The following is a 22,934-nucleotide window of genomic DNA, read 5'->3' as shown; positions in this document are numbered from 1 at the left end:
GGAAGGGAAGGCAGAAGAGTGTGCCGGCAGCCCCGGTCTTCCGGCCTTGCGGAAGCAACCGGGTCTGCCCGATCAGGCGAATCAGGTCCGCGGCGTGGAAGGCGCGGCGGCGGAAGCGGCCGGCCGGCGCGGCGGCGGGGCCTTCTTCGGCGGCGCGGCGATCAGCCCTTCGCGGATGGCGAGCTTGCGTGCCGCCTTGCGGTTGCGCCGCACGGCTTCGCCCTTTTCGCGGGCGCGGCGCTCGGAAGGCTTCTCGTAGGCGCGGCGCGCCTTCATCTCGCGGAAGACGCCTTCACGCTGCAATTTCTTTTTCAGGACCCTCATGGCCTGTTCGATGTTGTTGTCGCGTACAAGTACCTGCAATGGACTTCCTTCTGTCGTTTGTGTTGAAAATAGCGGCGACCGGCCGCGAAACCGCGACCGCGCCTGACCCGACATATAGGGTGACGGCACCCCTTCTAACAGGTTGTGCGCACAATGCACCCCCGAATGTCCGCGAACGGATCACGGGTTTCGGGCGCGTCAGGGCGAGACGAAGCCGATGAAATCGTCGGCCTCGAAGCGGCCCATTTCCTCCTCCCAGTGGCGGCGGCAGAGCGAGACGTAGATATCCTTGCCGATCGCCACCTGCTCGCCCTGCCTGGCCACCTTGCCGTCGGCGCCGAGGCGCACCACCATCGTCGCCTTGCGGCCGCAGCGGCAGATGGTGCGCACCTCGCGCAGGTCGTCGGCAATCGCCAGCAGCGCGCGCGAGCCGGTGAAGAGATTGCCCTGGAAGTCGGTGCGCAGGCCGTAGCACATGACCGGGATGCCCAGCCGGTCGGCGACGCGGGCAAGCTGCCAGACCTGCTCCTCTTCCAGAAACTGCGCCTCGTCGACGAAGACGCAGTGCACGGTGGTGTGCTCGTGATGGTCGGCGATGCGGGCATAGAGATCGTCGCCGTCGCGGAACATCTCGGCTTCCGATTCCAGCCCGATGCGCGAGGAGATCAGGCCGGTGTCGCCATGCCGGTAGTGGCCGGCGACGAACAGCATCGTCGTCATGCCGCTTTCGCGATAGTTGTAGGACGCCTGCAAAAGCATGGTCGTCTTGCCGGCGTTCATCGTCGCATAGTGGAAGTAGAGCTTGGCCATTCGCTCTTTTAAGCCGAACCGCCTGTGGGCCGGGAGGGGCGGGCAGGCGCCATCCACCAAAAACGAAACCCGAAAACGAAACCCGAAAAACGAAACACAGTGTCGCTGATCGACCAGAGCGCGCCGCCGCCGGTCATGTGTTGGTGCTTGAACCCAAACGAAAATGATGTTTGGCTTGGCAAAAGCCGAGGGAGACGCTTCGGCTGTGCGTACCGCGAAGGTCCGCTGCCGGGCCGCAATGGGAGGAATACATGTCGCGTATGAAAGCAATCGTCGCCGGCCTCGGCCTGGCGACTTTTTTGTCCACGGGCGCCGCCTTCGCCGGTGACGCCGACAGCTGCAAGACGGTGCGTCTTTCCGACGTCGGCTGGACCGACATCCAGGCCACCACCGGTGTCGCCTCGGTGCTGCTCACCGCGCTCGGCTACGAGCCGCAGGTCATCCAGCTCTCGGTGCCGGTCACCTATGCGTCGCTGAAGAACAAGGACCTCGACGTCTTCCTCGGCAACTGGATGCCGTCGATGACCAACGACATCAAGGACTACACCGCCGACGGTTCGGTCGAGACGATCAGCGAGAACCTGACAGGCGCCGGCTACGGCATCGTCGTGCCGACCTATGTGGCGGACGCCGGCGTCAAGACGCTGACCGACATCGGCAAGTTCGCCGACAAGTTCGACCACAAGATCTACGGCATCGAGGCCGGCAACGACGGCAACCGCATCATCCTCGACATGATCAAGAATCCGGCCGACAACCTCGCCGGCTTCGAACTGGTCGAATCCTCCGAGGCCGGCATGCTCACGCAGGCCGAGCAGTCGATGAAGAACAACGAGTGGATCGCCTTCCTCGGCTGGACCCCGCATCCGGTGATGGGCGCCATGAAGATCACCTATCTCGACGGCATGGGCGATTCCGGCTTCGGCGCGGCGACCGTCAGCACCAACGTGCGCAAGGGCTATCTCGACGAGTGCCCGAACGTCGGCAAGTTCGTCAAGAACCTCAAGTTCAATCTCGACATGGAAGGCGAGATGATGGACGCCATCCTGAAGGGCGGCGACGCCAATACGGTCGCGACCGACTATCTCAAGAAGCATCCGGACGTGGTCGGCCCGTGGCTCGACGGGGTCACCGCTTTCGATGGCAGCGACGCGGCCGCGGCGGTCAAGACCGCGCTCGGCGGCTGAACCGGCATGCCTGTTGCGTGATCCGAAAAAGGGGGCGGCTCGCGGTCGGGCCGCCCCTTTTCGTTTCGCGCGGAGCCAAAGCGCATCGCGATCTTCCGGATTCGCCTCGTGCGCTTTGGATTCCTGATTTTTCGCATGTCTTTCCGAAAACCGGTTCCCACGTTCGGGAGACATGCTTTAGGTTTTGATTCAACGCATGGCCTTGTCCCGGCTCGGTTCCCGTTTTGGGAAAGCATGCGTTGACCGCCGCCCGGTGCCATGGGTGGGAGGACGTATGAGGGGAGCGTGATGGATCCGGTTTCGAAATTCCTGACGGAATGGAAAATTCCCATCGGGCGGTGGGGAAAAGACTTCTTCACCTTCCTCACCGACAATTTCGACACCGTCTTCCGCGGCTTCTCCCGCGGCCTGAATTTCGTGCTCGGCGGCGCGGTGGATCTGCTGCTGACGGTGCCGCCGGTGCTGCTGGCCCTGGTCATCGCCTTGCTTGCCTGGTTCCTGCAACGCTCCAAGCCGCTGGCGATCGGCGTCTTCATCGGCCTGATCTTCATCCTCAACCAGAACCTCTGGAAGCAGACGGTCGAGACGCTGGTGCTGGTGGTGGCGGCGACGTTCTTCTCGATGCTGATCGGCGTGCCGCTCGGCATCTGGGCCGGCCACAAGCCCAAGGTCTATCGCGTCATGCAGCCGATCCTCGACATGATGCAGACGCTGCCGACCTTCGTCTATCTGATCCCGGTGCTCACCTTGTTCGGCCTCGGCAACGCGCCGGGCCTCGTCGTCACCATCATCTTCGTCATCCCGACGGCGGTCAGGCTTACCCATCTCGGCATCACCTCGGTGCCGAAATCGATCATCGAGGCCGGCGAGGCGTTCGGCGCGACGAGGCGGCAACTCCTGTGGAAGGTCGAGCTGCCCTCGGCTCTGCCCACCATCATGACCGGCCTCACCCAATGCATCATGCTGTCGCTGTCGATGGTGGTGTTCGCAGCCCTGATCGGCGCCGGCGGCCTCGGCACCGAAATCAACCGGGCGCTGGGTTCGCGCCGCATCGACCTCGGGCTTGAATCCGGGCTTGCCATCGTGGTGCTCGCGATCGTGCTCGACCGTATGACGCGCATCGGCGTGGGGGGCAAGAAATGAACGTCGCGGTCGATTTCAAGAACGTCGATATCATCTTCGGCTCCGACCCGCGCGAGGCGCTGGCGATGGTGGATGCGGGCGCCACGCGCGCCGAAATCCTCGAAAAGACCGGCAACGTGCTGGGTTGCGCGGGGGCCAACCTCACCGTCCACGAGGGCGAGATTTCGGTGCTGATGGGCCTGTCCGGCTCGGGCAAGTCGACGCTGCTGCGCGCGGTCAACCGGCTGAACATCGTCAGCCGCGGACAGGTGCTGGTGAAGGACGGCGACAGAAGCGTCGACGTCGTCTCCTGCGACGACGCCACCTTGCGGCGGCTGCGCCAGAAGCAGGTGGCGATGGTGTTCCAGCAGTTCGGCCTTTTGCCATGGCGCACGGTGGAGGAGAATGTCGGCTTCGGGCTGGAACTGGCCGGCGTGCCGGACGCCGAGCGCAAGGAACGCGTGGCGCGCCAGCTGAAGCTGGTCAATCTCGACCAGTGGGCGAAGAAATACGCGCACGAGCTTTCCGGCGGCATGCAGCAGCGCGTCGGGCTGGCGCGCGCCTTCGCCACGGAAGCGCCGATCCTGCTCATGGACGAGCCGTTCTCGGCGCTCGACCCGCTGATCCGCACCAAGCTGCAGGACGAGTTGCTGCAACTGCAATCGGAGTTGAAGAAGACCATTGTCTTCGTCAGCCACGATCTGGAGGAAGCACTGAAGATCGGCTCCCACATCACCATCATGGAGGGCGGGCGTATCGTCCAGACCGGTGCGCCCGAGGATATCGTGCTTCGGCCCGCCAACGACTACGTGCGCGAATTCATCGCCAACGTGAACCCGCTGTCGGTGCTGACCGCCTGGAACGTGATGCGCGCCCAGCATGAGCTGGAGAAGGACGGGGACGGCTGGATCTGGCTCGACCGGCGCCAGACGACCCGTTTCCGGCTGGACGAGCATGGTCTCGTGGCTGCGGCCGAGCGCGAGGGCAAGCCGGTCGACTGGGTGTCCTGCGAGGACATAGAGCAGCGGCCGTCGGACGACGGCCAGGTGTTCTGGGCGACGCCCGGCACCTCGCTCAAGACGGTGATGCTGGCGATCCATCGCTCGCAGACCGCGCCGGTGGCGCTGTTCGATGACCAGTCGCGCTTCGTCGGCGCCATCGGGGTGAGGGACGTGCTGTCGGCGGTGCTGCGACGGTGACAGCTGTCCTCGCCCGTTTACGGGGAGAGGATGCCGGCAGGCAGGTGAGGGGCGGCGCCAAGTTCTGCGATGTTGGCGCTGCCCCTCATCCGTCACTTCGTGACACCTTCTCCCCGTGAACGGGGAGAAGGAAAGGGGAGCCGTGATGCATGATTTCCTTTTCAGCGATCCGCGCGACGCCTCGACCACGCTGCTGCTTGCCCATGGCGCCGGCGCGCCGATGGATTCGGACTGGATGAACACCATGGCTGCGAAGCTGGCCGGGCAGGGCATCCGGGTCGCCCGCTTCGAGTTCGCCTACATGGCGGCGCGGCGGACCGGCCAGCGCAAGCCGCCGCCGCGCGCCGAGAAGCTTCTGGACGAATATCGCGCGGTCGTCGACGCCCTGGCGCCGCAAGGCAGGCTGCTGATCGGCGGCAAGTCGCTGGGAGGGCGCGTCGCCTCGATGGTCGCAGACGACCTCCACCGGGCGGGCAAGATCGCCGGGCTGGTCTGCCTCGGCTATCCCTTCCACCCGCCGGGCTCACCTGAAAAGCTTCGCACCGCGCATCTCGAGACACTGCGCTGTCCGGCGCTGATCTGCCAGGGCACGCGCGATCCGTTCGGCACGCGCGAGGAAGTGGCCGGTTATGATCTCTCGGCGGCCATCGCGTTGCACTGGTTCGAGGGTGACCATGACCTGAAGCCGCGGAAGGCGGACGGTGTGACGCTGGACGACAATCTCGGGCAGGCGGCATCGGCCGTTGCCGATTGGACGGGCGCGTGAGGCTATCTTCTTCTCCCCCGTAAGCGGGGAGAAGGAAGCCTCGTCATGCCGCCAGCGGCAGCCGCAGTTCCGCCAGCAAGCCGCCTTCGGGATGATTGGCGAGCACGATCTCGCCGCCGGCGGCGCGGGCGATGTTGCGGGCGATGGTGAGGCCGAGGCCGAGCCCGCCGGTTTCGCGGTTGCGCGAGGCCTCCAGCCGCACGAAGGGCGAAAACACGGCGTCCAGCCGTGCCTGCGGAATGCCGGGGCCGGCGTCGCGGACCGAAACGACGGCGAAATCCCCCGACCGGGCAAGGCCGATCTCGGCCTGCTTGCCGTAGGCGATGGCGTTCTGCACCAGATTGGCGATGCAGCGTTTCAGCGCGATGGGACGCGCTTCGCAGACCAGTTCGCGCGCTTGCACGGCGCCGTCTTCCAGCGTCGCCTGCCGGTAGCCGTCCGCCACCGATTCCACCAGCGACAGGAGGTCGACGCGTTCGCTGGCTTCCTCGGCCACCTCGAATGTGGCGAAATCGATGACCGAGCTGGCGATGGCTTCGACGTCGGCAAGATCGGCGGCAAGGGCCGTCCGCACGCCGGAACTGCGCAGCAGCGACAGCCTGAGCCGCATGCGCGTCAGCGGCGTTCGCAGGTCGTGGGCGAGTGCCGCGGCAAGCTGCTCGCGGTCTTCGACATAGGCGCGCAGCCTCGCCTGCATGGTGTTGATGGCGTGCGCGGCGCTACGGATTTCGCGGCTGCCGGTCTCGTCGAGGGGTTGACTTTTCAGGTCGTCGCCGATGCGGCGGACGGCGCTTTCCATGATACGGTAAGGCGCTGTCAGTCTCCTGATCGCCCATACGGCCATCGCGGCGACGAGTGCCGCCACCACCGCATAGAGCGGCAGGCTCGCGAGCGACAGCACCGGTCCGGGCGGAATGATCGGCTCGGTAAAGTTCAGCCACTGCCCGTCCGCGAACTGGATGGAGGCGGTCAGCTTGTCGCTGCGGGCGAAGCCGGCGGCGAGCGCCAGCAATTCGCCCTCGACTTCGCCGATCTCGGAGTCTTCGGGGCGGTGATGTGGCACCTTGTCGTCCAACGTGGCGGGATCGCGCCGAACCCTCGCCTGGGTGACGCCGAACTTCGACAGCCGTCCCACCAATATGTCCTCCAGTTCGGCCAGCTGGTCGTCCTGGGCGATCGGCGAGGCCACTGCCGGCTGGTCGGCGACGGCCAGCGCATAGTCGGGGTTGGACATGCCGAAAGCCATCTGCCGGCGCTCTTCCGGCGGCAGCTGCCGCATGAGTTGTACGATGGAGAAGGCGCGCTCGTTCAGCCGGTAGTAGTTGACCACGTCGCTGGAGGCGGCGCGGTCCTGCGCCACGATGTAGAGGGTTGCGACCTGTCCGGCGAGCAGGCCGGCGATGACGATGAGCAGCACCCAGGCGGGCAGGGTCTGCGGCAGGAAGCGTCTCATTCGGCGACCGCTTCGGGGATGAACTGGTAGCCGCCGCTGCGCACGGTCTGGATCAGCTTCGGCGATTTCGGATCATCCTCCATCTTGCGCCGCAGGCGGCTGACGAGGATGTCGATCGAGCGGTCGTAGCTGATGGCGCCGTCGCCGCCGGACAATTCGATCAGCTGGTCGCGGGTGAGCACGCGCTGGGCGCTGCGCACGAAGGTGGCGAGCAGGTTGAACTCCGCCGCCGTCAGGTCCACGCGCACGTCGCCGGGCGCAACCAGCCGACGGCGTGAGCAGTCCATCGTCCAGCCGGCGAAGCGCCAGATCTGGCGTTGCGGCAGGCGTTTGGCTTCGCCGCCGCCATTGCGCCTCAACACGGCGCGGATGCGGGCGAGCAGTTCGCGCGGATCGAAGGGCTTCGGCACGTAGTCGTCGGCGCCCATTTCCAGCCCGACGACCCGGTCGGTGGTTTCGTTGACCGCCGTCAGCATGATGATGGGGATCGAGGCGTTGCGCGCCCTCAGCTCCCGGCACAGGTCCAGTCCGCTCCTGCCGGGCAGCATGACGTCGAGCACGACGAGATCGATCGTGGCCCGGCGCATGACGGCCTCCATCTCGGCGCCGTCGCCGGCAACGGAGGCGGTGAGCCCGCGCTTGCGGAAGAATTCCTGCAAGAGGTCGCGGATGCCCTTGTCGTCGTCCACGACCAGAATATGCGGTTCTGCTTTCATCGAGGCAGCTGTGCGGCTCCGTTGCGCAACTGTCCTTGCCGCCGCATTTCGGGCATATTTTAGGCCGCTCGCGCGCCATTGGCGCGGCAGAAACAATCCAGAAACAAAATTCAACAAACCGGAAAAACCAGCGAAAAGAATCAACGGCATAACGGTGCCGTCGCGGTCAGACGAGCGGTCGCGGCAAATCGTTCCGGACTTTGGAAACCGGCCATGCGTGCAATTTCGGTCGTCCTGATGGGAATGCTTGTCGCCACGTCGTTCGCCATCGCCGCGCCCGTGCAGTCGCACACCAAGGTCAGCCTCACCCGGAACGAGCTCTGCAGTCGGCTCAGTCGACAGGTCGACGAAGCCATCGAAACCCATGCCAAGGCGGTGCAGGCCGCCGAGGCGAAGGCGCTTCAGAAGAAGGCGGTCCGTTACTGTGCCGAAAGAAAGCAGGCACAGGGAATCAGGATGTTCGCCAATGCGCTGAAGCTCCTTGGGGTGACGCCGGTCGATCCCGACCGGTGATCCCCTTCAGCCTGCGCGAAAGGAACGAACCCATGAACAAGACCCTGCTTTCCGCCCTCGGCCTCGCCGTCGCCATGGCTTTCTCGGTGCCGATGGTGAGCACCGCCAACGCGGCCGCCACCAGCGCCGCCACCTCCTCCAGCACGACGACGGCCAACACCGCCGCTGCTGCGACGCCGGTCAAGAAGGTGGTGAAGAAGAAGATCCACAAGCGCGCCCCGGCGCACAAGAAGATCATCAAGAAGGCCGCTCCGAAGAAGACCGACGCCAAGAAGACGATGTAGGCAGCCGCCTGCATCGCGGCGCATGGAAGCTCCGCGACACAACCAGGCGCGGCGGCCGACCCGCCGCGCCTTGCCTCCCTGACCCGCGCCCCTCCGCCCTCATTATCGACCAAGACAGACAGGAACCGAGCCATGAAGAAGATCATTCTGCCCGCTTTGGGCCTCGCCGTCGCTTTCGCGCTTTCGCCGATTGCCAGCGCGGATGCCGCCATGTTGCACCACAAGCACCCCATCGTGCATCACCACAAGGTCCATCATGTCGCGCATCGCAAGACCCATCACGTCGTGCACCACAAGAAGATCATGCATCACAAGAAGCACGCCAGCGCTCCCAAGTACTGATCGCACCACCTCGCTGCGAGGCAAAGGCCGGTCCGTCGTCGGGCCGGCCTTTTGCTTTGCCCGCATGCGATCGGCCTGGCCGGGAACCCCAAAGCCGTCGTCGAATTATGCTATGATCCAGCCGTGGCCGGGCGACTTTTTGCCGGCGGAAACCGGATCGGATCGTGAGCAGTGATTTTGCACGCATGGCAGGCGAGGGCGGCGACACCGTCGTCAAGCCGCGCGTGCGCAGCAAGCCGAAGGTCGAGCGGCCGAAACTCTACAAGGTCATCCTGCTCAACGACGACTTCACGCCGCGCGAATTCGTCGTGCGGGTGCTCAAGGCCGAGTTTCGCATGAGCGAGGACCAGGCGCATCGCGTCATGATCACCGCGCACCGGCGCGGCGTGTGCGTGGTCGCCGTCTTCACGAAAGACGTCGCCGAAACCAAGGCCACCCGCGCCACCGACGCCGGCAAGGCGGCCGGCTATCCGCTGATGTTCACGGTGGAGCCGGAGGAGTAGGGCAGTAGGTGAATAGGGCAGTAAGTGAGTAAGTGAGTAGGGGAATAAGGGAATAAGGGAATCAATGCGGAAGTGATTTTCGCTCTTGAATAGCGACATACGATCAGTTCGCAGCCCTATTCCCTATTCCCTATTCCCTATTCCCTATTCCCTATTCCCTATTCCCCTACTGCCTTACTCACCTATTGCCCTACCTGCCTTCCCTGTACCACATCGACCCAAGCGCCAGCAGCAGCAGGCCGAGGCCGAGGAAGCCGCCGAACAGCGGCACGCGGCTGACCGCTTTCAGCACGCTGTCGTCGGTGGTCCTCAGCCCGATCCAGTCGTCGCCGGAGGCTTGCGCCGCCGCGCGCACGGGCACGATGGCGGGCAGCGCGACGGAACTGCCGGTCAAGCCCTCGCGCGCCAGCCGGCGCACGCTGCCGCCGGTGGCGTCGGTCGCAGGCTTCAGCCTGCTGCCGGTCGAGACGACGTCGGCGAATTCCGGCGCGTTGACCGGGCCGACATGGGCGAGCGCGGTGAGATCGCCGTTGGCGACCTGATAGAGGCCGATTTCGGGCACTTCGACCGAGCCGGTGAAGACGCCGGGCTCGGATTGCGCGAGCTTTACCGTCAGCGCCTTGCCGGACGGCGTGATGACTTGCGCGGCACCCGGATCGTCGCTCATCGTCTGGCGGCGCACTTCCAGCACCATGCCGCGGCCGTCGGCGGTCAACCGCTCCTCTTCCAGTTCCGGTTCCTTCATCAGCCAGTGGGCGATGCGGCGATAGAGCTGCACATGCGGGCCACCGCCTTCATAGCCGCGCGCCCACAGCCAGCCCTGGTCGGACAGAAGCATGCCGACGCGGCCCTCGCCCTTGCGGTCGAGAAGAAGCAGCGGCCGGTCGTCGGCGCCCTTCATGACCACTTCGCCTTCCGGGTTCTCGACGCCGATGGTGCGGAACCAGCGGCTCCAGTGCGGCGGTTCGCTGGCCGAGCCGTCGAGGCCGCGCGTCACCGGATGGCGTTTGCCGAGGTCGGTCAGGCGCGGATAGAAGGCCTTGTCGATGACGTTACCGTCGGGAAGCGCCGGCAGCGCCGACATCAGCGGCGTGCGGGCAATCGTCTGCTGGCCGGCATATTCTGGCCCGGCCGCGATCAGCAATGCGCCGCCCTTTTCGACATATTCGGCGATGTAGTCGTAGTAGAGGATCGGCAATACGTCGCGGTGCTGGTAGCGGTCGAAGATGATGAGATCGAACTGGTCGATCTTCTCCACGAACAACTCGCGCGTCGGAAAGGCGATCAGCGACAGTTCGTTGATCGGCGTGCCGTCCTGCTTTTCCGGCGGCCTGAGAATGGTGAAGTGGACGAGGTCGACCGAGGCGTCGGATTTCAACAGGTTGCGCCAGGTCCGCTCGCCGGCATGCGGCTCGCCGGAAACCAGCAGCACCCGCAGGTTCTCGCGGATGCCGTCGACCAGTGCGATCGCCCGGTTGTTGGCCTCGGTCAGCTCGCCTTCCTCCTTCGGGATGGCGAGTTCAATGATGTTGCGGCCGGCATTCGGTATCGTCACCTGCAGGGGCATTTCCTGGCCGATGAAGGCGCGCTCCAGCGCCACCTGCTCGCCGTTGACGGAGACACGCACCTCGACGGGGCCGGTCTGGCCGTCCGAGGCGATGACGCGGTAGGTCATGTCGAGCGGCTTACCGACGAGGCCGAAGCGCGGCGCCTTCTCGAAGCGGATGCGGCGGTCCTTTTCCTGCTGGTGGCCGGTGATCAGCGCATGCAGCGGGGCGGCGAACTCCGGCGTTCCGGCGGGGGCATCATGCACCTGGCCGTCGGTGATCATCACCGCACCGCCGATGCGCGACGGCGGCACGTCGCGGAAGGCGCCATTGAGGGCGGAAAACAGGCGCGTCTCGGTGCGGTCCTCGGCGGCCTCGGCCTTGCCGGCTTCCACCACCCGCACGTCGAATTGCGGGAAGCGCGCCAGCCGCTGCTTCAGGCCGGCAAGGGCCTCGTCGGTCTGTTTGGCGCGGTCGCCGATGTCCTGGCTCTGGCTGCGGTCCACGACGACCGCGACGACGCTTTTCAGCGGTTCGCGCTGCTCGTCGAGGAAGACGGGATTGACCAGCGCCAGCGCCAGCGCTGCAAGGGCTGCCAGCCGGAACCAGGCGCCGCGCTGGCGAAGCCAAAGGCCGACAACTGCCAAAAGGGCGAGCGGCACCAGCCCGGCGACCACCAGCGGCCAGGAAAACAGCGGTTCGAAGGAGACGGACCAGTTCATGGCGTACCCTTCGGGTAAGGCGCTGCACCCCCACCCCTAGCCCCTCCCCTCAAGGGGGAGGGGAAGCTGCCGCGCCCGAATCCCCCTCCCCCTTGAGGGGAGGGGCTAGGGGTGGGGGTATGACGGATTGCAAAAGCCTCAGTCATCTACTGCCCCAGCCTTTCCAGCAGGATGGGCACATGCACCTGGTCGGACTTGTAGTTGCCGGTCAGCATGTACATGACGATGTTGACGCCGGCACGCAGCGCGTAGACGCGCTGGTCGGGGTCCGGGGGCACGGTCGGCAGCAGCGGGTCGCCGTTGGCGTCGACGGCCCAGGCGCCGGCGAAGTCGTTGGCGGTGATCATGATCGGCGTCACGCCGTCGCCGGTGCGCACCGGCCGGTTGTCGGCGTTGGAAGCGTCGAGGGAGGCTTCCACCCACAGCGGGCTGCCGTTGAAACGGCCGGGGAACTCGGGGAGGATGTAGAAGGATTTGGTCAGCACATGGTCGGCCGGCACCGGTTCCAGCGGCGGCACGTTGAGGTTGGCAAGGATATCGCGCAGCCGCTCCGTGGCCGGGCTGGAGGAGCCGGCGTCGAGACCGGTGGAATACTGGTCGCGGGTGTCGAACAGCACCGTGCCGCCCTGCTTCATGTAGGCGTCGATGCGGGCGATGGCCGCCTGGTCGGGCATCGGAGCGGCCGGGTCGATCGGCCAGTAGATCAGCGGATAGAAGGCAAGTTCATCCTTGTCGATGTCGACTCCGGCCGGTTCGCCCGGCTCCAGCGCGGTCTTCTCGACGAGGAAGCGGGTCAGGCCTTCGAGCCCGGCGCGGCTGATGGAATCGTCGCCCGGCACGCCGGTCAGCACATAAGCGAGCCGGGTTTTCTCCACCGCCGCGATGGCCGCGTAGTCGCCCGGTTTCGAATCGTCGGCACGGGCGGGATCGACGGCGCCGAACAAGCAGAGGCCGACGAGGGCCAGCGCTGCCGTTGTCGCTGCTGCGGCGCGACGGCGGCGGGCAAAGACGCCGCCCATCCAGAACACCGCCAGCGTGTCGATGAGCAGCAGTGCCAGAGCGGCGGCCACCAGCGGACCCTTCAGGTGCTGCTGCTCGTCGAAGGCGTAGCGGACGTCGGTCACCGGCACGGAAAAGGCGGGCCGCGCCAGCGGCGCGAACGTCGCGTCGGCGGCAAGCAGGTTGTGGGCGACGACGCCGGCCTCGGAGCCATAGAGGCCGGGCGGGTTCTCCAGCGTGACGGGCGCGTTCGCGGCGGGCGTCAGCGGCCGTGCGTCCGGCGTCGGCGGCACCAGCGTGCCGCTGGCATCGATCATGCGGTAGGGGGCAAGGGCTGCCGCCGCCTGCCCGGCGGGGGCGGCGATGCTGCCCTGGTTATGCGACAGCTGCACGATGCGGCGCAGCATCTCGACGAAGGAGCCGGAGATCGGCAGGTTCGACCAAGTCGCCTCGGGCGTGATGTGGAACAGCACCAGCGTGCCCTTGCCCTTCTTCAGGCCCGTGACCAGCGGTGTGCCGTCGGCGAGGTTGGCCCAGGTGCGGTCGACGATGTCGGGCGCCGGCTCGGCCAGCACCTGGCGCGAGACGGTCACCTCGTTGGGCGGCGTCAGGTCGCCGAAGGGGCCGGTCTTGGGGAACTCCGCCACCGGCTGCGGCGTCGTCCACGACAGGGCGCCGCCGAGGTTGCGCTCGCCGGTGCGTAGGCGCACCGGCAAAAGGTCGTCGTCGCCGCTGGCGGCGGCCATCCGTGCCCCGGCGAAGCGTAGCAGCGTGCCGCCGTTGTCCACCCATTCGGTCAGCCGTGGCCGCACCTGCTCGGGGATGGTGCCGATGTCGGCCATGACGATCATCGCCGGCTTCTGGTCGAGGATCTGCGGGATGGCGTCGGCCAGGTCGGCATTCGACGGCTCGACGAGATCGGCGAAAGGCGAGAGCGCACGGCGGATGTAATAGAGCGGCGACAGCAGCGGTTGCGCCTGGTCGGCCTCGGTCTGCGACAGGAGGCCGACGCGGCGGCGCTTCGAGCTTTCGTCCAGCACGCGCACGGCCGCCGCCTGCCGTTCGCCGTCGAGCGCGACGGAGGAAAAGTCGTTGCGCAGCTCGAACGGCACCTTCATGTCGCCGGTGGCTACCGTCTCGCCGGGGCCGAAGGTCAGCGTCGCGTCGGCGATGCGGCGGCCCTTGTCGTCGAAGGCGCCGGCCGTTGCCTGCGCGGGCGCCGGATCGCCGGGCGCGCGGATGGCGGTCAGGCGAAAGCCGTCGACGTCGTTTTCGGTGGCGGTGAGGCCTATTGCCGGGATGCGGTCCGGCACCGCCCACAGGACATGGCCGATGTTCTCGCCGAGCAGCGCGCGGAAGGCCGCTTCGTCGTCTTTTGCCGCCAGCCCGTCGGCCAGCACCGCGACGCTGGCGCCGGGCAGGCTTTTCAGCGCTTCGGCGACGCGGGCGAAGACGGCCGGACGGTCGGTCGGGATCGGGCGCGGCTTGGTGGCGCGCAATTTGTCGAGCGCGCCCGCAGCGTCGAAAGGACCGATCTCGGCATTCGGCTTCTCGGCGGTGAAGGCGATCACCACAGGCACGCCGGTCTGGTCGGCGTCGTTGATGAGCCGCTCGGCGGTGGCGACGCGCTTGTCCCAGTCGGGGGCGGCAGCCCAGTCGTTGTCGATGACCAGCGCAAGGGCCGCCCCGCCGGTCGGCAGTTTCTCGCGCGGATTCCAGACAGGCTCGGCAAGCGCGGCGATGACGAGTGCGGCCAGCAACAGGCGCAACAGGGTGAGCCACCACGGGCTCTGCTGGGGCGTTTCCTCACGGCGCAGCACGCGCGCGAGAATCTTCAGCGGCGGGAACACCTCCGTCTGTGGGCGCGGCGGCGTGAGCCTGAGCAGCCACCAGATCACCGGCAGGGCGATCAGCCCCCACAGCACCATCGGTGCCCCGAAGGAGAGCGGCAGCCAGCTCATGCCACGACCTTCCCGCCGTAGCCGCCGTCGTCACCCATCGCCATATGCACGCGCACCAGCGCGTCCGAGGCCAGGCGGTCGGTGTGGTTGGTGGTGAAGCTCCAGCCCAGCCGCTTGCACCAGCCGGTCAGTTCGGCGCGGCGGGCGCGATAGAGGGCGCGGTAGTCGTCGGCCAGCCGTTCGGCACGGCCGGCGGTCAGCTTTTCGCCGGTCTCGGGGTCGGTGAATTCCGTGCGCCCGGCATAGGGGAAATTCTCCTCCGCCGGGTCGGCGATCTCGATCAGGTGGGCGCGGGCGCCGTGACGGGCGAGCACGTCCAGCCAGGCGATGGTTTCCTCGGCCGGGTCGAGGAAATCGGAGATCAGGACGACGTCGGCAAAGCGGCGGATGGCGGAAAGGTCGGGTCGCGCGGGCAATGCGGTGGCGTGCATCAGGTGGGCGGCGATGCGCTCGGCGCCGTTGCGGCTGGTGAAGGGATCGGTGAGGCCCGGCCAGGCGATGCGCTCGCCCGAACGCGACAGAAGCTCGGCCAGGGCGAGCGCCAGCACCAGAGCGCGCGATTCCTTGGAAACGCCGGCGCCGGCGGATTTGTAGAGCATCGAGGGCGAAGGATCGGCCCACAGCCAGACCGTGTGGGCGGCCTCCCATTCGCGGTCGCGCACATAGGTATGGTCGTCGCGGGCGGAGCGGCGCCAGTCGATGCGACTGACCGATTCACCCTCGGAATAGGGCCGGAACTGCCAGAAATTCTCGCCGATGCCCTGCTTGCGACGGCCGTGCCAGCCGGAAATCACGGTGTTGACGATGCGGCGCGCCTCGACCAGCAGGTCCGGCACATAGGCGGCCCGCTGCCGGCCACGGGCGAGCGCGTCGCGGACAGCGACCGGTGCCTGCGCCTCGCCGATACGGGTCATCCAAGGCCTTTCACAAGTTTCGCGACGACGTCGCGCACGCTCATGCCTTCGGCGCGCGCGGCAAACGTCAGCGCCATGCGGTGCTGCAACACCGGTTCGGCCAGCGCGCGCACGTCGTCGATGGAAGGGGCGAGGCGTCCGTCGTAGAGGGCGCGGGCGCGGGCGCACAGCGTCAGCGCCTGGCTGGCGCGCGGGCCGGGGCCCCAGGCGACGTGCTTGTCGGTCTCCTCATGCCCCCGGCCGGGGCGCGCCGAGCGGACCAGCGCAAGGATCGCCTCGACGACGCTTTCGGGCATCGGCATACGCCGGATCAGCGTCTGGATTTCCTTCAGCCGCTCGGGCTGCACGACGTTGAGCGCCTTGGCTTCGTCGACACCGGTGGTTTCGAGCAGGATGCGCCGCTCGGCCTCGATGTCGGGATAAAGGATGTCGACCTGCATCAGGAAACGGTCGAGTTGCGCTTCGGGCAGCGGATAGGTGCCTTCCTGCTCCAGCGGGTTCTGGGTGGCGAGCACATGGAAGGGCGAAGGAAGGTCGTGACGGGCGCCGGCGACGGTGACGTGGTATTCCTGCATGGATTGCAGCAGCGCCGACTGCGTGCGCGGCGAGGCGCGGTTGATCTCGTCGGCCATCAGGAGCTGCGCGAAGATCGGCCCGCGGATGAAGCGGAAGGACCGCTTGCCTGTTTCGTCCTGCTCCATCACCTCGGAGCCGAGGATGTCGGACGGCATCAGGTCCGGCGTGAACTGGATGCGGCGGGCGTCGAGCCCCAGCACGATGCCCAGCGTCTCCACCAGCTTGGTCTTGGCCAGTCCAGGCACGCCGACCAGCAGCGCGTGGCCGCCGGCCAGCAACGCTACAAGGGTGCGTTCCACCACGCTTTCCTGGCCGAAGATGACGCGGCCGACGCCGTCGCGGATGCGCGAAATGTCGGCCAACGCCCGCTCGGCCTCGGCCACCATGTCTTTTTCGCTGATCGGGCTTTCCTTGACGATAACGCTCATCCAGCATCAACCTCGTTTTGGTTTGCGCCTGTCTGCGAATCGGCTCCGCTCGGCTCCACAATGGACCTTAGTTTACCGCAGAACTTAAATCACGGACCCCGGCTGACAAGCGCGTCAACAGTGACTATTTCGTGACGATGGCCGATCGACAGGACAATGACAGCCTGACCGCCGCCGCCGATGCGCGCGGGCTGGAAGCGCTGATTTCGCGCGCGGCGCGCGCCGGCAAGGGCCTGCCGCCGGTGGAGCGCTGGAATCCGCCGTTCTGCGGCGACATCGACATGGAAATCAGGCCGGACGGCACCTGGTTCTACATGGGCACGCCGATCGGCCGGGCGCCGCTGGTGCAGCTTTTCTCCACCGTGCTGCGCAAGGACGAGGACGGCAACACCTATCTGGTGACGCCGGTGGAGCGGGTCGGCATCCGCGTCGTCGACGCGCCGTTCGTCGCGGTGGAAGTCAACGTCTCCGGCCAGGGCGACGAGCAGGTCGTCACCTTCCGCACCAATGTCGGCGACGTGGTCGAGGCGGGGCCGGACCATCCGCTGCGCTTCGTCGACGAGGCCGAGACGGGCGGCCTGAAGCCGTATGTCCTGGTGCGCGGCCGGCTGGAGGCGCTGGTGGCGCGGCCGGTGATGTACGAGCTGGTCGGCCACGGCGAGGAGATCGACGTGGACGGAACGGCGATGTTTGCCGTGCGCTCGCGCGGCGCGGTCTTTCCGATCATGCCGGCCGAGCGGCTGGCGAGGCTGAGCGCGTGATGGACCAGAAGGCCGCCACGCCGTTCTCGGCTGAGGATTTCCGCGCCCGCGCGGCGCGCCAGCAGGCGTTCGACACGTCCGAGCTCTACGGCGACCATCGTTTCAACCCCGGCCATCCGCGGCTTTACCTGCGCGACGGGCCGCTGGTGGACGCGGCCGTGCTGATCCCGGTGATAGATCGCGGCGCCGACGCGACGCTTCTGTTGACGAAACGCGCCGAGACGCTGCGCAGCCATACCGGCCAGGTGGCTTTTCCGGGCGGGCGGATCGACGCCACGGATGTCTCGCCGGCAGCGGCGGCGCTGCGCGAGGCCGACGAGGAGGTCGGGCTGGAATCGGGATTCGTCGACGTGATCGGCCGCATGCCGGATTACGTTTCGGGCACCGGCTACCGCATCGCCCCGGTGCTGTCGGTGGTCAGGCCCGGCTTCCACCTTCATCTCAATCCCGACGAGGTGGACACCGCCTTCGAGGTGCCGCTTTCCTTTCTCATGAACCCTGCCAACCATCGCCGCGACAGCCGGTTCTGGAACGATCTCGAATGGTTCTTCTACGAGATGCCCTATGGCGGCAACCGCATCTGGGGCGTGACGGCCGGCATCATCCGTACGCTGTATGAAAGGCTTTACGCGTGAGCGCGCCGATCTCGATCGCCGGCAAGGCCGACTGGCTGCGGGACAGGCACCTGCAACACCTGCTGGCGGTGCTTTGCGAAGGCGGCGAGCAGGCGCGCATCGCCGGCGGCGCGGTGCGCAACGCGCTGCTCGGCCAGAAGGTGGCGGATGTCGACATCGCCACCACGACCTTGCCCGAGGAAACCGTGCGGCGTGCGGAGGCGGCGGGGTTCAAGGTGGTGCCGACCGGCATCGAGCACGGCACGGTGACGGTGGTGGCCGGGGGGCACCCGTTCGAGATAACGACGCTGCGCGCCGATGTCGAAACCGACGGACGGCACGCGAAAGTGTCCTTCGGGCGCGACTGGACGGCGGACGCCGAGCGGCGCGACTTCACCATCAACGCGCTCTATGCCGAGGCGGACGGCACGGTGATCGACCTCGTCGGCGGCGTGGCAGACCTGGAAGCAAGGCGACTGCGCTTCATCGGCGATGCGGAGGCACGCATCCGCGAAGATTTCCTGCGCATCCTGCGTTTCTTCCGCTTCTTCGCCTGGTACGGCGACGGCCGGCCGGACGCCGAGGGCCTGAAAGCCTGCGCGCGGCTGAAGGACGGGCTCGACCGGCTGTCGGCCGAACGCGTCTGGATGGAATTGAAGAAACTGCTGTCGGCGCCCGACCCGTCGCGCGCGCTGTTGTGGGCGCGGCAGGCCGGCGTGCTCTCGCGCATCCTGCCGGAAAGCGAGAAGTGGGGCATCGACGCCATTCACGGCCTGGTCAGGACGGAGCATGGCCTCGGCTGGATGCCGGACGCGTTGCTCAGGCTCGAAGCGACGGTGCCGCCGGACGCGGCACGCATGAAGGCGCTGGCCGAGCGGCTGAAATTGTCCACGGCCGAATCGAACCGCCTGCAGCGCTGGGCGTTGACCGAGCCCGTCGCCGCCACGACGACGGAAACGGTGCTGGCCAAGGCGCTCTATCGCGGCGATCCGCGCGGCATCGAGGACCGCCTGCGCCTGTCGCTCGCCGCCGCGCGGGCACGCGCCGCCGGAGACGACGCCGCGATGATGGAGGCCGGCGGGCTGTCGCGGCTGCTCGCCTTCGCTGGAAAATGGCAGCGGCCGGTGTTTCCGGTGAAGGGCGCGGACCTTGCCGCGCTGGGCATGGCATCGGGGCCGAAACTCGGCGAAACGCTCAAGGCGCTGGAGACGGTGTGGATCGAATCGGGTTTTGCGCTCGGCCGGGAAGCGTTGCTGGAACGCGCACGAGGCGAGATCGGAAACTGATTCCGGTTTTTCGCCTAAATCCTTGAATTTTTTATTTCTTTATAAGGCACGCGCCGTCTTCATCCGGCCTTTCGGCCACCTTCTCCCCGTTAGCGGGGAGAAGGAAAAGGGTTTGTGACGCCTACGCCGCGTCGCGCGCTTTCTCGATACGCGAGCGGATCGCTTCGATCATCGTCTCGCGGATGATGGTTTCGCCATGGGTCTCGCGCATGTGCTCCACGGCACGGCGCATGACCTCGGCCTCGTCCTCCGCGCGCGTATGCCACTCGCAGCCGGGGACGAGCGAGCCACAATAGAATTCCTTCATGGCTTTCCTCCTTTCCTCGTTCTGGCCCAGCTTAACACGAAAGGGCGGACGAGGTTGCATCGGAAATCGCCGAAGGGCGAATCGTGATCGTCACGGCCATTTCGCAGCCGGGGGCAGCGACGACAGGATGGAGGCGACGTTGCCGCCGGTCTTCAGCCCGAAAATGGTGCCTCGGTCGTAGAGCAGGTTGAACTCGGCATAGCGGCCGCGCCGCACCAGCTGCTCCTCGCGATCGGCGTCGGTCCAGTTGGTGTCGAGGTTGGCGCGCAGAAGATGCTGGTAGACGACCAGGAAGGCGCGGCCGACATCCTGCACGAAGGCGAAGTCGGCATCCCAGCCGCCCCTGTCGTCGGGCGAATGCTGCCAGTCGAAGAAGATGCCGCCGATGCCGCGCGGCTCGTTGCGGTGAGGCAGGAAGAAATACTCGTCGCACCAAGTCTTGAAGCGGTCGTAGTCGGCGACGGCCGCGTTCTTCTCGCATGCGAAGCGCATGGCGCGATGGAAGGCGAGGCTGTCGGGATCGTCCTGCGTGCGGCGCCGGTCAAGCACCGGCGTCAGGTCGGCGCCGCCGCCAAACCAGTGGCGCGTGGTGGCCACCATGCGGGTGTTCATGTGCACGGCCGGCACGTTCGGGTTCCACGGATGGGCGATCAGCGAGATGCCGCTGGCCCAGAAGCGCGGGTCTTCCTCGGCGCCCGGGATCTGCTTGCGGAATTCGGGCGAGAACTCGCCATGGACGGTGGACGTGTGCACGCCGACCTTCTCGAAGACGCGGCCGTGCATGACCGACATGGTGCCGCCACCGCCGGTGCCCTCGTCGCGCAGCCAGGGGGTTTTGTCGAAACGGCCGGGTTCCCACGAAGCCTGCGGCCCGGACAAAGCGTCCTCGATCTCTTCGAACGCCGCGCAGATGCGGTCGCGCAATGCCTCGAACCAGGCTTTCGCCGTCGCCTTCTTGCTTTCGATGTCGGCGGGCAAGCCCGCCTCAATGTCCGGTCGTTCCAAAACAGGTTCTCCGCGCTCGGACCCCATGCCCGACAAATGACTCGTCTTTTGCGGGCGCGATCCGTAGTCTGTCTTTGAGACAGGTCAAGGAGTTCTTTCGTGCGTACTCCGGCACGTCCACCGCTGAACGACCTGAAGAAGCGGCTCGATCGCAGCCGCGCCGAGAAGGCGCGCATGCCGCGGGACGGCTTCCTGCGCGAGACCTTCGTGCTGCCGCGCACCGATGCGCGGCGGAAAGCCAGGGAGTGGTTCGAGCGTTGGCCGAAGCAGGCCTACTGGACCGAGATCGAGAGCTGGTTCGAACGGCCGGGCGACGTCATCGAGTTCACCATACGGCGACTGCCGGCGGCGGATTGAGAGCGGCGAAGGCCGCCGCGCTCAGATGACGAGCAAGGGCGTCTTGCTTGGCACGCGCTCGTAGAGATCCATCACATCCTGGTTGAACATGCGCACGCAGCCGGACGATGCCGACTTGCCGATGGTGCGCCATTGCGGCGATCCGTGGATGCGGTAGAGCGTGTCCTGCCCGTCCTTGAAGATGTAGAGCGCGCGCGAACCGAGCGGGTTGTCCAGTCCGGGCGGCATGCCCTGGCGCCACTTCTCCAGCTTGGGGTCGCGCTTGATCATGGCGTCCGGCGGGGTCCATGTCGGCCATTTGCGCTTCCGTTGCACCACGGCGCGGCCCTTCCAGGAATAGCCCTGGCGGCCGAGACCGACGCCGTAGCGGCGCGCCGTCCCGTCCTTCTGCACGAAATAGAGGAATTTTTCGGCGGTGTTGACGACCAGGGTGCCTGCCGGCTCGCCGGTCGGGTTCGGCACCGTCTGGCGCAGGAAACGGGCGTCCACCTTAGTGTAGGGGATGGCCGGCAGCGCGTAGCCGCCATCTTCCACCGCCGCATACATCGCTGCGTGGTCGCTCGGCGGCGGAGGTTCGGGCAGGGCGGGCGGCGGCGGAAAGCGCGGCGCTGCCTCGGCTTGCAGGGAGGGGGCCGGAACGCTGGTGCAGCCCGCCAATGCGGAAGCGGCGACGAGAGATGAGCCGATCAGGATCGAGCGGCGGGAAAACTGGAACGTCATTTTTGAGAACGGATACTGTGAAAGCGAGAGTTGAAGCGGCAAGCCGCCGGTCAGGCCGCTCATAGCGTCAATCCGGGCCGGCGTGTGTCCAACCGGCGCCGGAAGCGGCCAAAGTTCGGCGCTGTGGCGCGAATGCAACAGGCTGTGGCACCACGGCCCCTTTCCGCACGAGCGATGCGATCGGCAAAGCCTCCGGTCAGCTTGCCGGCTTGACGAGCAGGCGTCTTGCGCCGGCTCCCTGTTTCGCCAGCCGGTCCTCGCGGTTCCTCAGCGGGCAGCGGTCGATCGACATGCAGCCGCAGCCGATGCAGTCGGTCAGCCCGTCGCGCAGCTTCTTCAACTGGTTGATGCGACGGTCGAGGTCGTCGCGCCAGGTGCTTGAAAGCAGATTCCAATCGGCCCGCGTCGGCGTGCGGCCTTCAGGCAGCGAATCGAGGGCGGCGGCGATGTCGGCCAGCGAGATGCCGACCTCCTGTGCGATGCGGATGATGGCGACGCGCCTCAGCACATCGCGGCCGTAGCGGCGCTGGTTGCCGGCGGTGCGATGCGAGCGGATCAGGCCGCGCGCCTCGTAGAAGTGCAGCGCCGAGACCGCGACGCCGGCGCGCATCGCCACCTGTCCGACCGTCAGTTCCTTGGCGATAGCCATCGGCTTTCACCTTCCGGATTTCCGCTTGACCTCAATGTAAGTTGAGGTTTTATCGAAGAAGCCTTCACTCGACAACCGGGGAGGGCGCCATGCCGCGACACGACCGCCATCAGGGATACGGACCCGCCTTCGCGAGGCTGGAGGGATTTGGTTTCTTCGTATGCGAGGCGGCGGAGCTAGCTGATCTGCCGCATCGCTTCGCCGGCGACCATGGCGACCGACAGCGCGACGTTGAGGCTGCGGCCGCCGCCGGGCATCGGGATCAGCAATCGCGCATCCGCCGCTTCATGGACCTTGTCCGGCGCGCCTGCGGATTCGCGGCCGAAGAGCAGCACGTCGCCTTTGGCGAAGGCGAAGTCCGTATAGGGCAGGGTGGCCGCGGTGGTGAGAAGCACCAGCCGGCGGGTAGCACCCAGCCGCCATTGCTCGAAGCTGTCCCAGTCGACATGCCGGGTCAGGGCCGCCATTTCGAGATAGTCCATCCCGGCGCGCCTGAGGTTGCGGTCGGAGAGGTCGAAGCCGGCCGGCTCGACGATATCGACGGCCAGCCCCATGCAGGCGGCGAAACGCAGGATGGTGCCGGTGTTGCCGGCGATATCGGGCTGGTAGAGGGCGATGCGGACATCGCGCTTCATGTCCGCGTGCCCTGGCGTGGCAGATCGGCCACAGGGCGTCGGTGGCTGTCAGGAGTGGCGGGCTTCCGTATGGTCATCACCCGCGAATGCGTGTATGAGGCGCCCATTGTCAACTCGAACCGAAGGAGGACGGCATGGGACACATGATGACCGTAGATATCCACCGCCCTTCCGCTTGGCTCCGTCCAAGATTTGGGCTCGCCGCCTAGACGGCGGAAACCGGTTCGACGCTTT

General features: G+C 66.7%; 25 protein-coding genes. 12 read left to right on the top strand and 13 right to left on the bottom strand.

All coding sequences use genetic code 11. The annotated features are described in order from the left end of the window. Window positions 1-81: 81 nt before the first annotated feature. Together rpsU and E6C48_RS16080 are read right to left on the bottom strand one after the other, a co-directional pair. A complete protein-coding gene (gene rpsU / locus E6C48_RS16085) occupies window positions 82-363 on the bottom strand; it encodes a 30S ribosomal protein S21 (RefSeq protein WP_180375650.1) in 282 nt (93 codons plus the stop codon). Between the two features lie 159 nt (window positions 364-522). Next, on the bottom strand, window positions 523-1,134 hold the full coding sequence (locus E6C48_RS16080) for a thymidine kinase (protein WP_136359015.1): 612 nt from the start codon (window positions 1,132-1,134) through the stop codon (window positions 523-525). A gap of 251 nt (window positions 1,135-1,385) precedes the next feature. Here E6C48_RS16080 and choX point away from each other — a divergent pair, with 251 nt between their 5' ends. The 4 genes from choX (at window position 1,386) to E6C48_RS16060 (ending at window position 5,408) form a co-directional block, all read left to right on the top strand. Next, complete coding sequence (choX, locus tag E6C48_RS16075; protein ID WP_136359012.1) at window positions 1,386-2,321, top strand: choline ABC transporter substrate-binding protein; 936 nt, start codon at window positions 1,386-1,388, stop codon at window positions 2,319-2,321. Window positions 2,322-2,609: 288 nt separating this feature from the next. Continuing rightward, complete coding sequence (choW, locus tag E6C48_RS16070; RefSeq protein ID WP_136359010.1) at window positions 2,610-3,464, top strand: choline ABC transporter permease subunit; 855 nt, start codon at window positions 2,610-2,612, stop codon at window positions 3,462-3,464. After that, on the top strand, window positions 3,461-4,642 hold the full coding sequence (gene choV, locus E6C48_RS16065) for a choline ABC transporter ATP-binding protein (RefSeq protein ID WP_136359008.1): 1,182 nt from the start codon (window positions 3,461-3,463) through the stop codon (window positions 4,640-4,642). The genes choW and choV overlap by 4 nt, the downstream gene beginning before the upstream one ends. Before the next feature lie 142 nt (window positions 4,643-4,784). Beyond that, window positions 4,785-5,408, top strand: a complete 624-nt coding sequence (locus tag E6C48_RS16060) for an alpha/beta family hydrolase (RefSeq protein WP_230978800.1) — start codon at window positions 4,785-4,787, stop codon at window positions 5,406-5,408. A gap of 43 nt (window positions 5,409-5,451) precedes the next feature. Here the strand turns inward: E6C48_RS16060 and E6C48_RS16055 are convergent, their stop codons facing one another. Beyond that, window positions 5,452-6,861, bottom strand: a complete 1,410-nt coding sequence (locus E6C48_RS16055; protein WP_136359004.1) for an ATP-binding protein — start codon at window positions 6,859-6,861, stop codon at window positions 5,452-5,454. Continuing rightward, the gene (locus E6C48_RS16050) at window positions 6,858-7,577 is read right to left on the bottom strand and encodes a response regulator (RefSeq protein ID WP_136359001.1); all 720 of its coding nucleotides are present in this window, start codon (window positions 7,575-7,577) and stop codon (window positions 6,858-6,860) included. The genes E6C48_RS16055 and E6C48_RS16050 overlap by 4 nt, the downstream gene beginning before the upstream one ends. A gap of 78 nt (window positions 7,578-7,655) precedes the next feature. Between E6C48_RS16050 and E6C48_RS16045 the strand changes: the two genes are divergently transcribed. The 4 genes from E6C48_RS16045 (at window position 7,656) to clpS (ending at window position 9,219) form a co-directional block, all read left to right on the top strand. Next, entirely contained in the window at window positions 7,656-8,090 is a 435-nt protein-coding gene (locus E6C48_RS16045) for a hypothetical protein (protein WP_330998616.1), read from the top strand. Between the two features lie 32 nt (window positions 8,091-8,122). Next, on the top strand, window positions 8,123-8,374 hold the full coding sequence (locus E6C48_RS16040) for a hypothetical protein (protein ID WP_136358999.1): 252 nt from the start codon (window positions 8,123-8,125) through the stop codon (window positions 8,372-8,374). Window positions 8,375-8,506: 132 nt separating this feature from the next. Continuing rightward, window positions 8,507-8,716, top strand: a complete 210-nt coding sequence (locus E6C48_RS16035) for a hypothetical protein (RefSeq protein ID WP_136358997.1) — start codon at window positions 8,507-8,509, stop codon at window positions 8,714-8,716. A gap of 185 nt (window positions 8,717-8,901) precedes the next feature. Next, complete coding sequence (gene clpS, locus E6C48_RS16030) at window positions 8,902-9,219, top strand: ATP-dependent Clp protease adapter ClpS (protein WP_136359129.1); 318 nt, start codon at window positions 8,902-8,904, stop codon at window positions 9,217-9,219. Window positions 9,220-9,409: 190 nt separating this feature from the next. Here the strand turns inward: clpS and E6C48_RS16025 are convergent, their stop codons facing one another. The 4 genes from E6C48_RS16025 to E6C48_RS16010 all read right to left on the bottom strand — a co-directional run bounded on the left by E6C48_RS16025 (window position 9,410) and on the right by E6C48_RS16010 (window position 16,366). Then, window positions 9,410-11,488, bottom strand: a complete 2,079-nt coding sequence (locus E6C48_RS16025; RefSeq protein WP_136358995.1) for a hypothetical protein — start codon at window positions 11,486-11,488, stop codon at window positions 9,410-9,412. Window positions 11,489-11,634: 146 nt separating this feature from the next. Next, on the bottom strand, window positions 11,635-14,448 hold the full coding sequence (locus E6C48_RS16020) for a DUF4159 domain-containing protein (RefSeq protein WP_136358993.1): 2,814 nt from the start codon (window positions 14,446-14,448) through the stop codon (window positions 11,635-11,637). After that, window positions 14,445-15,362, bottom strand: coding sequence for a DUF58 domain-containing protein (locus E6C48_RS16015; RefSeq protein ID WP_136358991.1), 918 nt, complete (start codon window positions 15,360-15,362; stop codon window positions 14,445-14,447). Before E6C48_RS16015 ends, E6C48_RS16020 begins: the two co-directional genes overlap by 4 nt. Continuing rightward, window positions 15,359-16,366 (bottom strand): AAA family ATPase, encoded by a 1,008-nt coding sequence (locus tag E6C48_RS16010; protein WP_136358989.1) that lies wholly within the window; start codon window positions 16,364-16,366, stop codon window positions 15,359-15,361. The genes E6C48_RS16015 and E6C48_RS16010 overlap by 4 nt, the downstream gene beginning before the upstream one ends. A gap of 137 nt (window positions 16,367-16,503) precedes the next feature. On the opposite strand from E6C48_RS16010, the gene E6C48_RS16005 reads away from it, so the two are divergent. Genes E6C48_RS16005 through E6C48_RS15995 form a run of 3 tightly spaced genes read left to right on the top strand, consistent with a single transcriptional unit; the run spans window position 16,504 to window position 19,027 of the window. Next, a complete protein-coding gene (locus tag E6C48_RS16005) occupies window positions 16,504-17,127 on the top strand; it encodes a DUF1285 domain-containing protein (RefSeq protein WP_136358987.1) in 624 nt (207 codons plus the stop codon). Further along, on the top strand, window positions 17,127-17,762 hold the full coding sequence (locus E6C48_RS16000) for a CoA pyrophosphatase (RefSeq protein WP_136359127.1): 636 nt from the start codon (window positions 17,127-17,129) through the stop codon (window positions 17,760-17,762). Before E6C48_RS16005 ends, E6C48_RS16000 begins: the two co-directional genes overlap by 1 nt. Next, entirely contained in the window at window positions 17,759-19,027 is a 1,269-nt protein-coding gene (locus tag E6C48_RS15995) for a CCA tRNA nucleotidyltransferase (protein WP_136358985.1), read from the top strand. Before E6C48_RS16000 ends, E6C48_RS15995 begins: the two co-directional genes overlap by 4 nt. Window positions 19,028-19,148: 121 nt before the next feature. Here the strand turns inward: E6C48_RS15995 and E6C48_RS15990 are convergent, their stop codons facing one another. Continuing rightward, the gene (locus E6C48_RS15990) at window positions 19,149-19,334 is read right to left on the bottom strand and encodes a DUF1059 domain-containing protein (RefSeq protein ID WP_136358983.1); all 186 of its coding nucleotides are present in this window, start codon (window positions 19,332-19,334) and stop codon (window positions 19,149-19,151) included. 90 nt (window positions 19,335-19,424) lie between these two features. Next, window positions 19,425-20,339, bottom strand: coding sequence for an oxygen-dependent coproporphyrinogen oxidase (gene hemF / locus E6C48_RS15985; protein ID WP_136358981.1), 915 nt, complete (start codon window positions 20,337-20,339; stop codon window positions 19,425-19,427). Window positions 20,340-20,438: 99 nt separating this feature from the next. Here hemF and E6C48_RS15980 point away from each other — a divergent pair, with 99 nt between their 5' ends. Next, window positions 20,439-20,696 carry a hypothetical protein gene (locus tag E6C48_RS15980; protein ID WP_136358979.1) on the top strand — a complete coding sequence of 86 codons (258 nt, stop codon included), beginning with the start codon at window positions 20,439-20,441 and terminating at the stop codon, window positions 20,694-20,696. Between the two features lie 21 nt (window positions 20,697-20,717). Here the strand turns inward: E6C48_RS15980 and E6C48_RS15975 are convergent, their stop codons facing one another. From E6C48_RS15975 to E6C48_RS15965, 3 genes are all read right to left on the bottom strand, one after another. After that, window positions 20,718-21,479, bottom strand: a complete 762-nt coding sequence (locus E6C48_RS15975; RefSeq protein ID WP_230978799.1) for a L,D-transpeptidase — start codon at window positions 21,477-21,479, stop codon at window positions 20,718-20,720. A gap of 133 nt (window positions 21,480-21,612) precedes the next feature. Beyond that, complete coding sequence (gene soxR, locus E6C48_RS15970; RefSeq protein WP_136358977.1) at window positions 21,613-22,065, bottom strand: redox-sensitive transcriptional activator SoxR; 453 nt, start codon at window positions 22,063-22,065, stop codon at window positions 21,613-21,615. Window positions 22,066-22,241: 176 nt separating this feature from the next. Further along, window positions 22,242-22,700, bottom strand: a complete 459-nt coding sequence (locus E6C48_RS15965) for a tRNA (cytidine(34)-2'-O)-methyltransferase (protein WP_136358975.1) — start codon at window positions 22,698-22,700, stop codon at window positions 22,242-22,244. Between the last annotated feature and the right edge of the window lie 234 nt (window positions 22,701-22,934).

The organism is Ollibium composti, assembly GCF_004801285.1.
Classification (GTDB): domain Bacteria; phylum Pseudomonadota; class Alphaproteobacteria; order Rhizobiales; family Rhizobiaceae; genus Mesorhizobium; species Mesorhizobium composti.
This window is presented reverse-complemented; position numbering and strand designations above follow the sequence as displayed.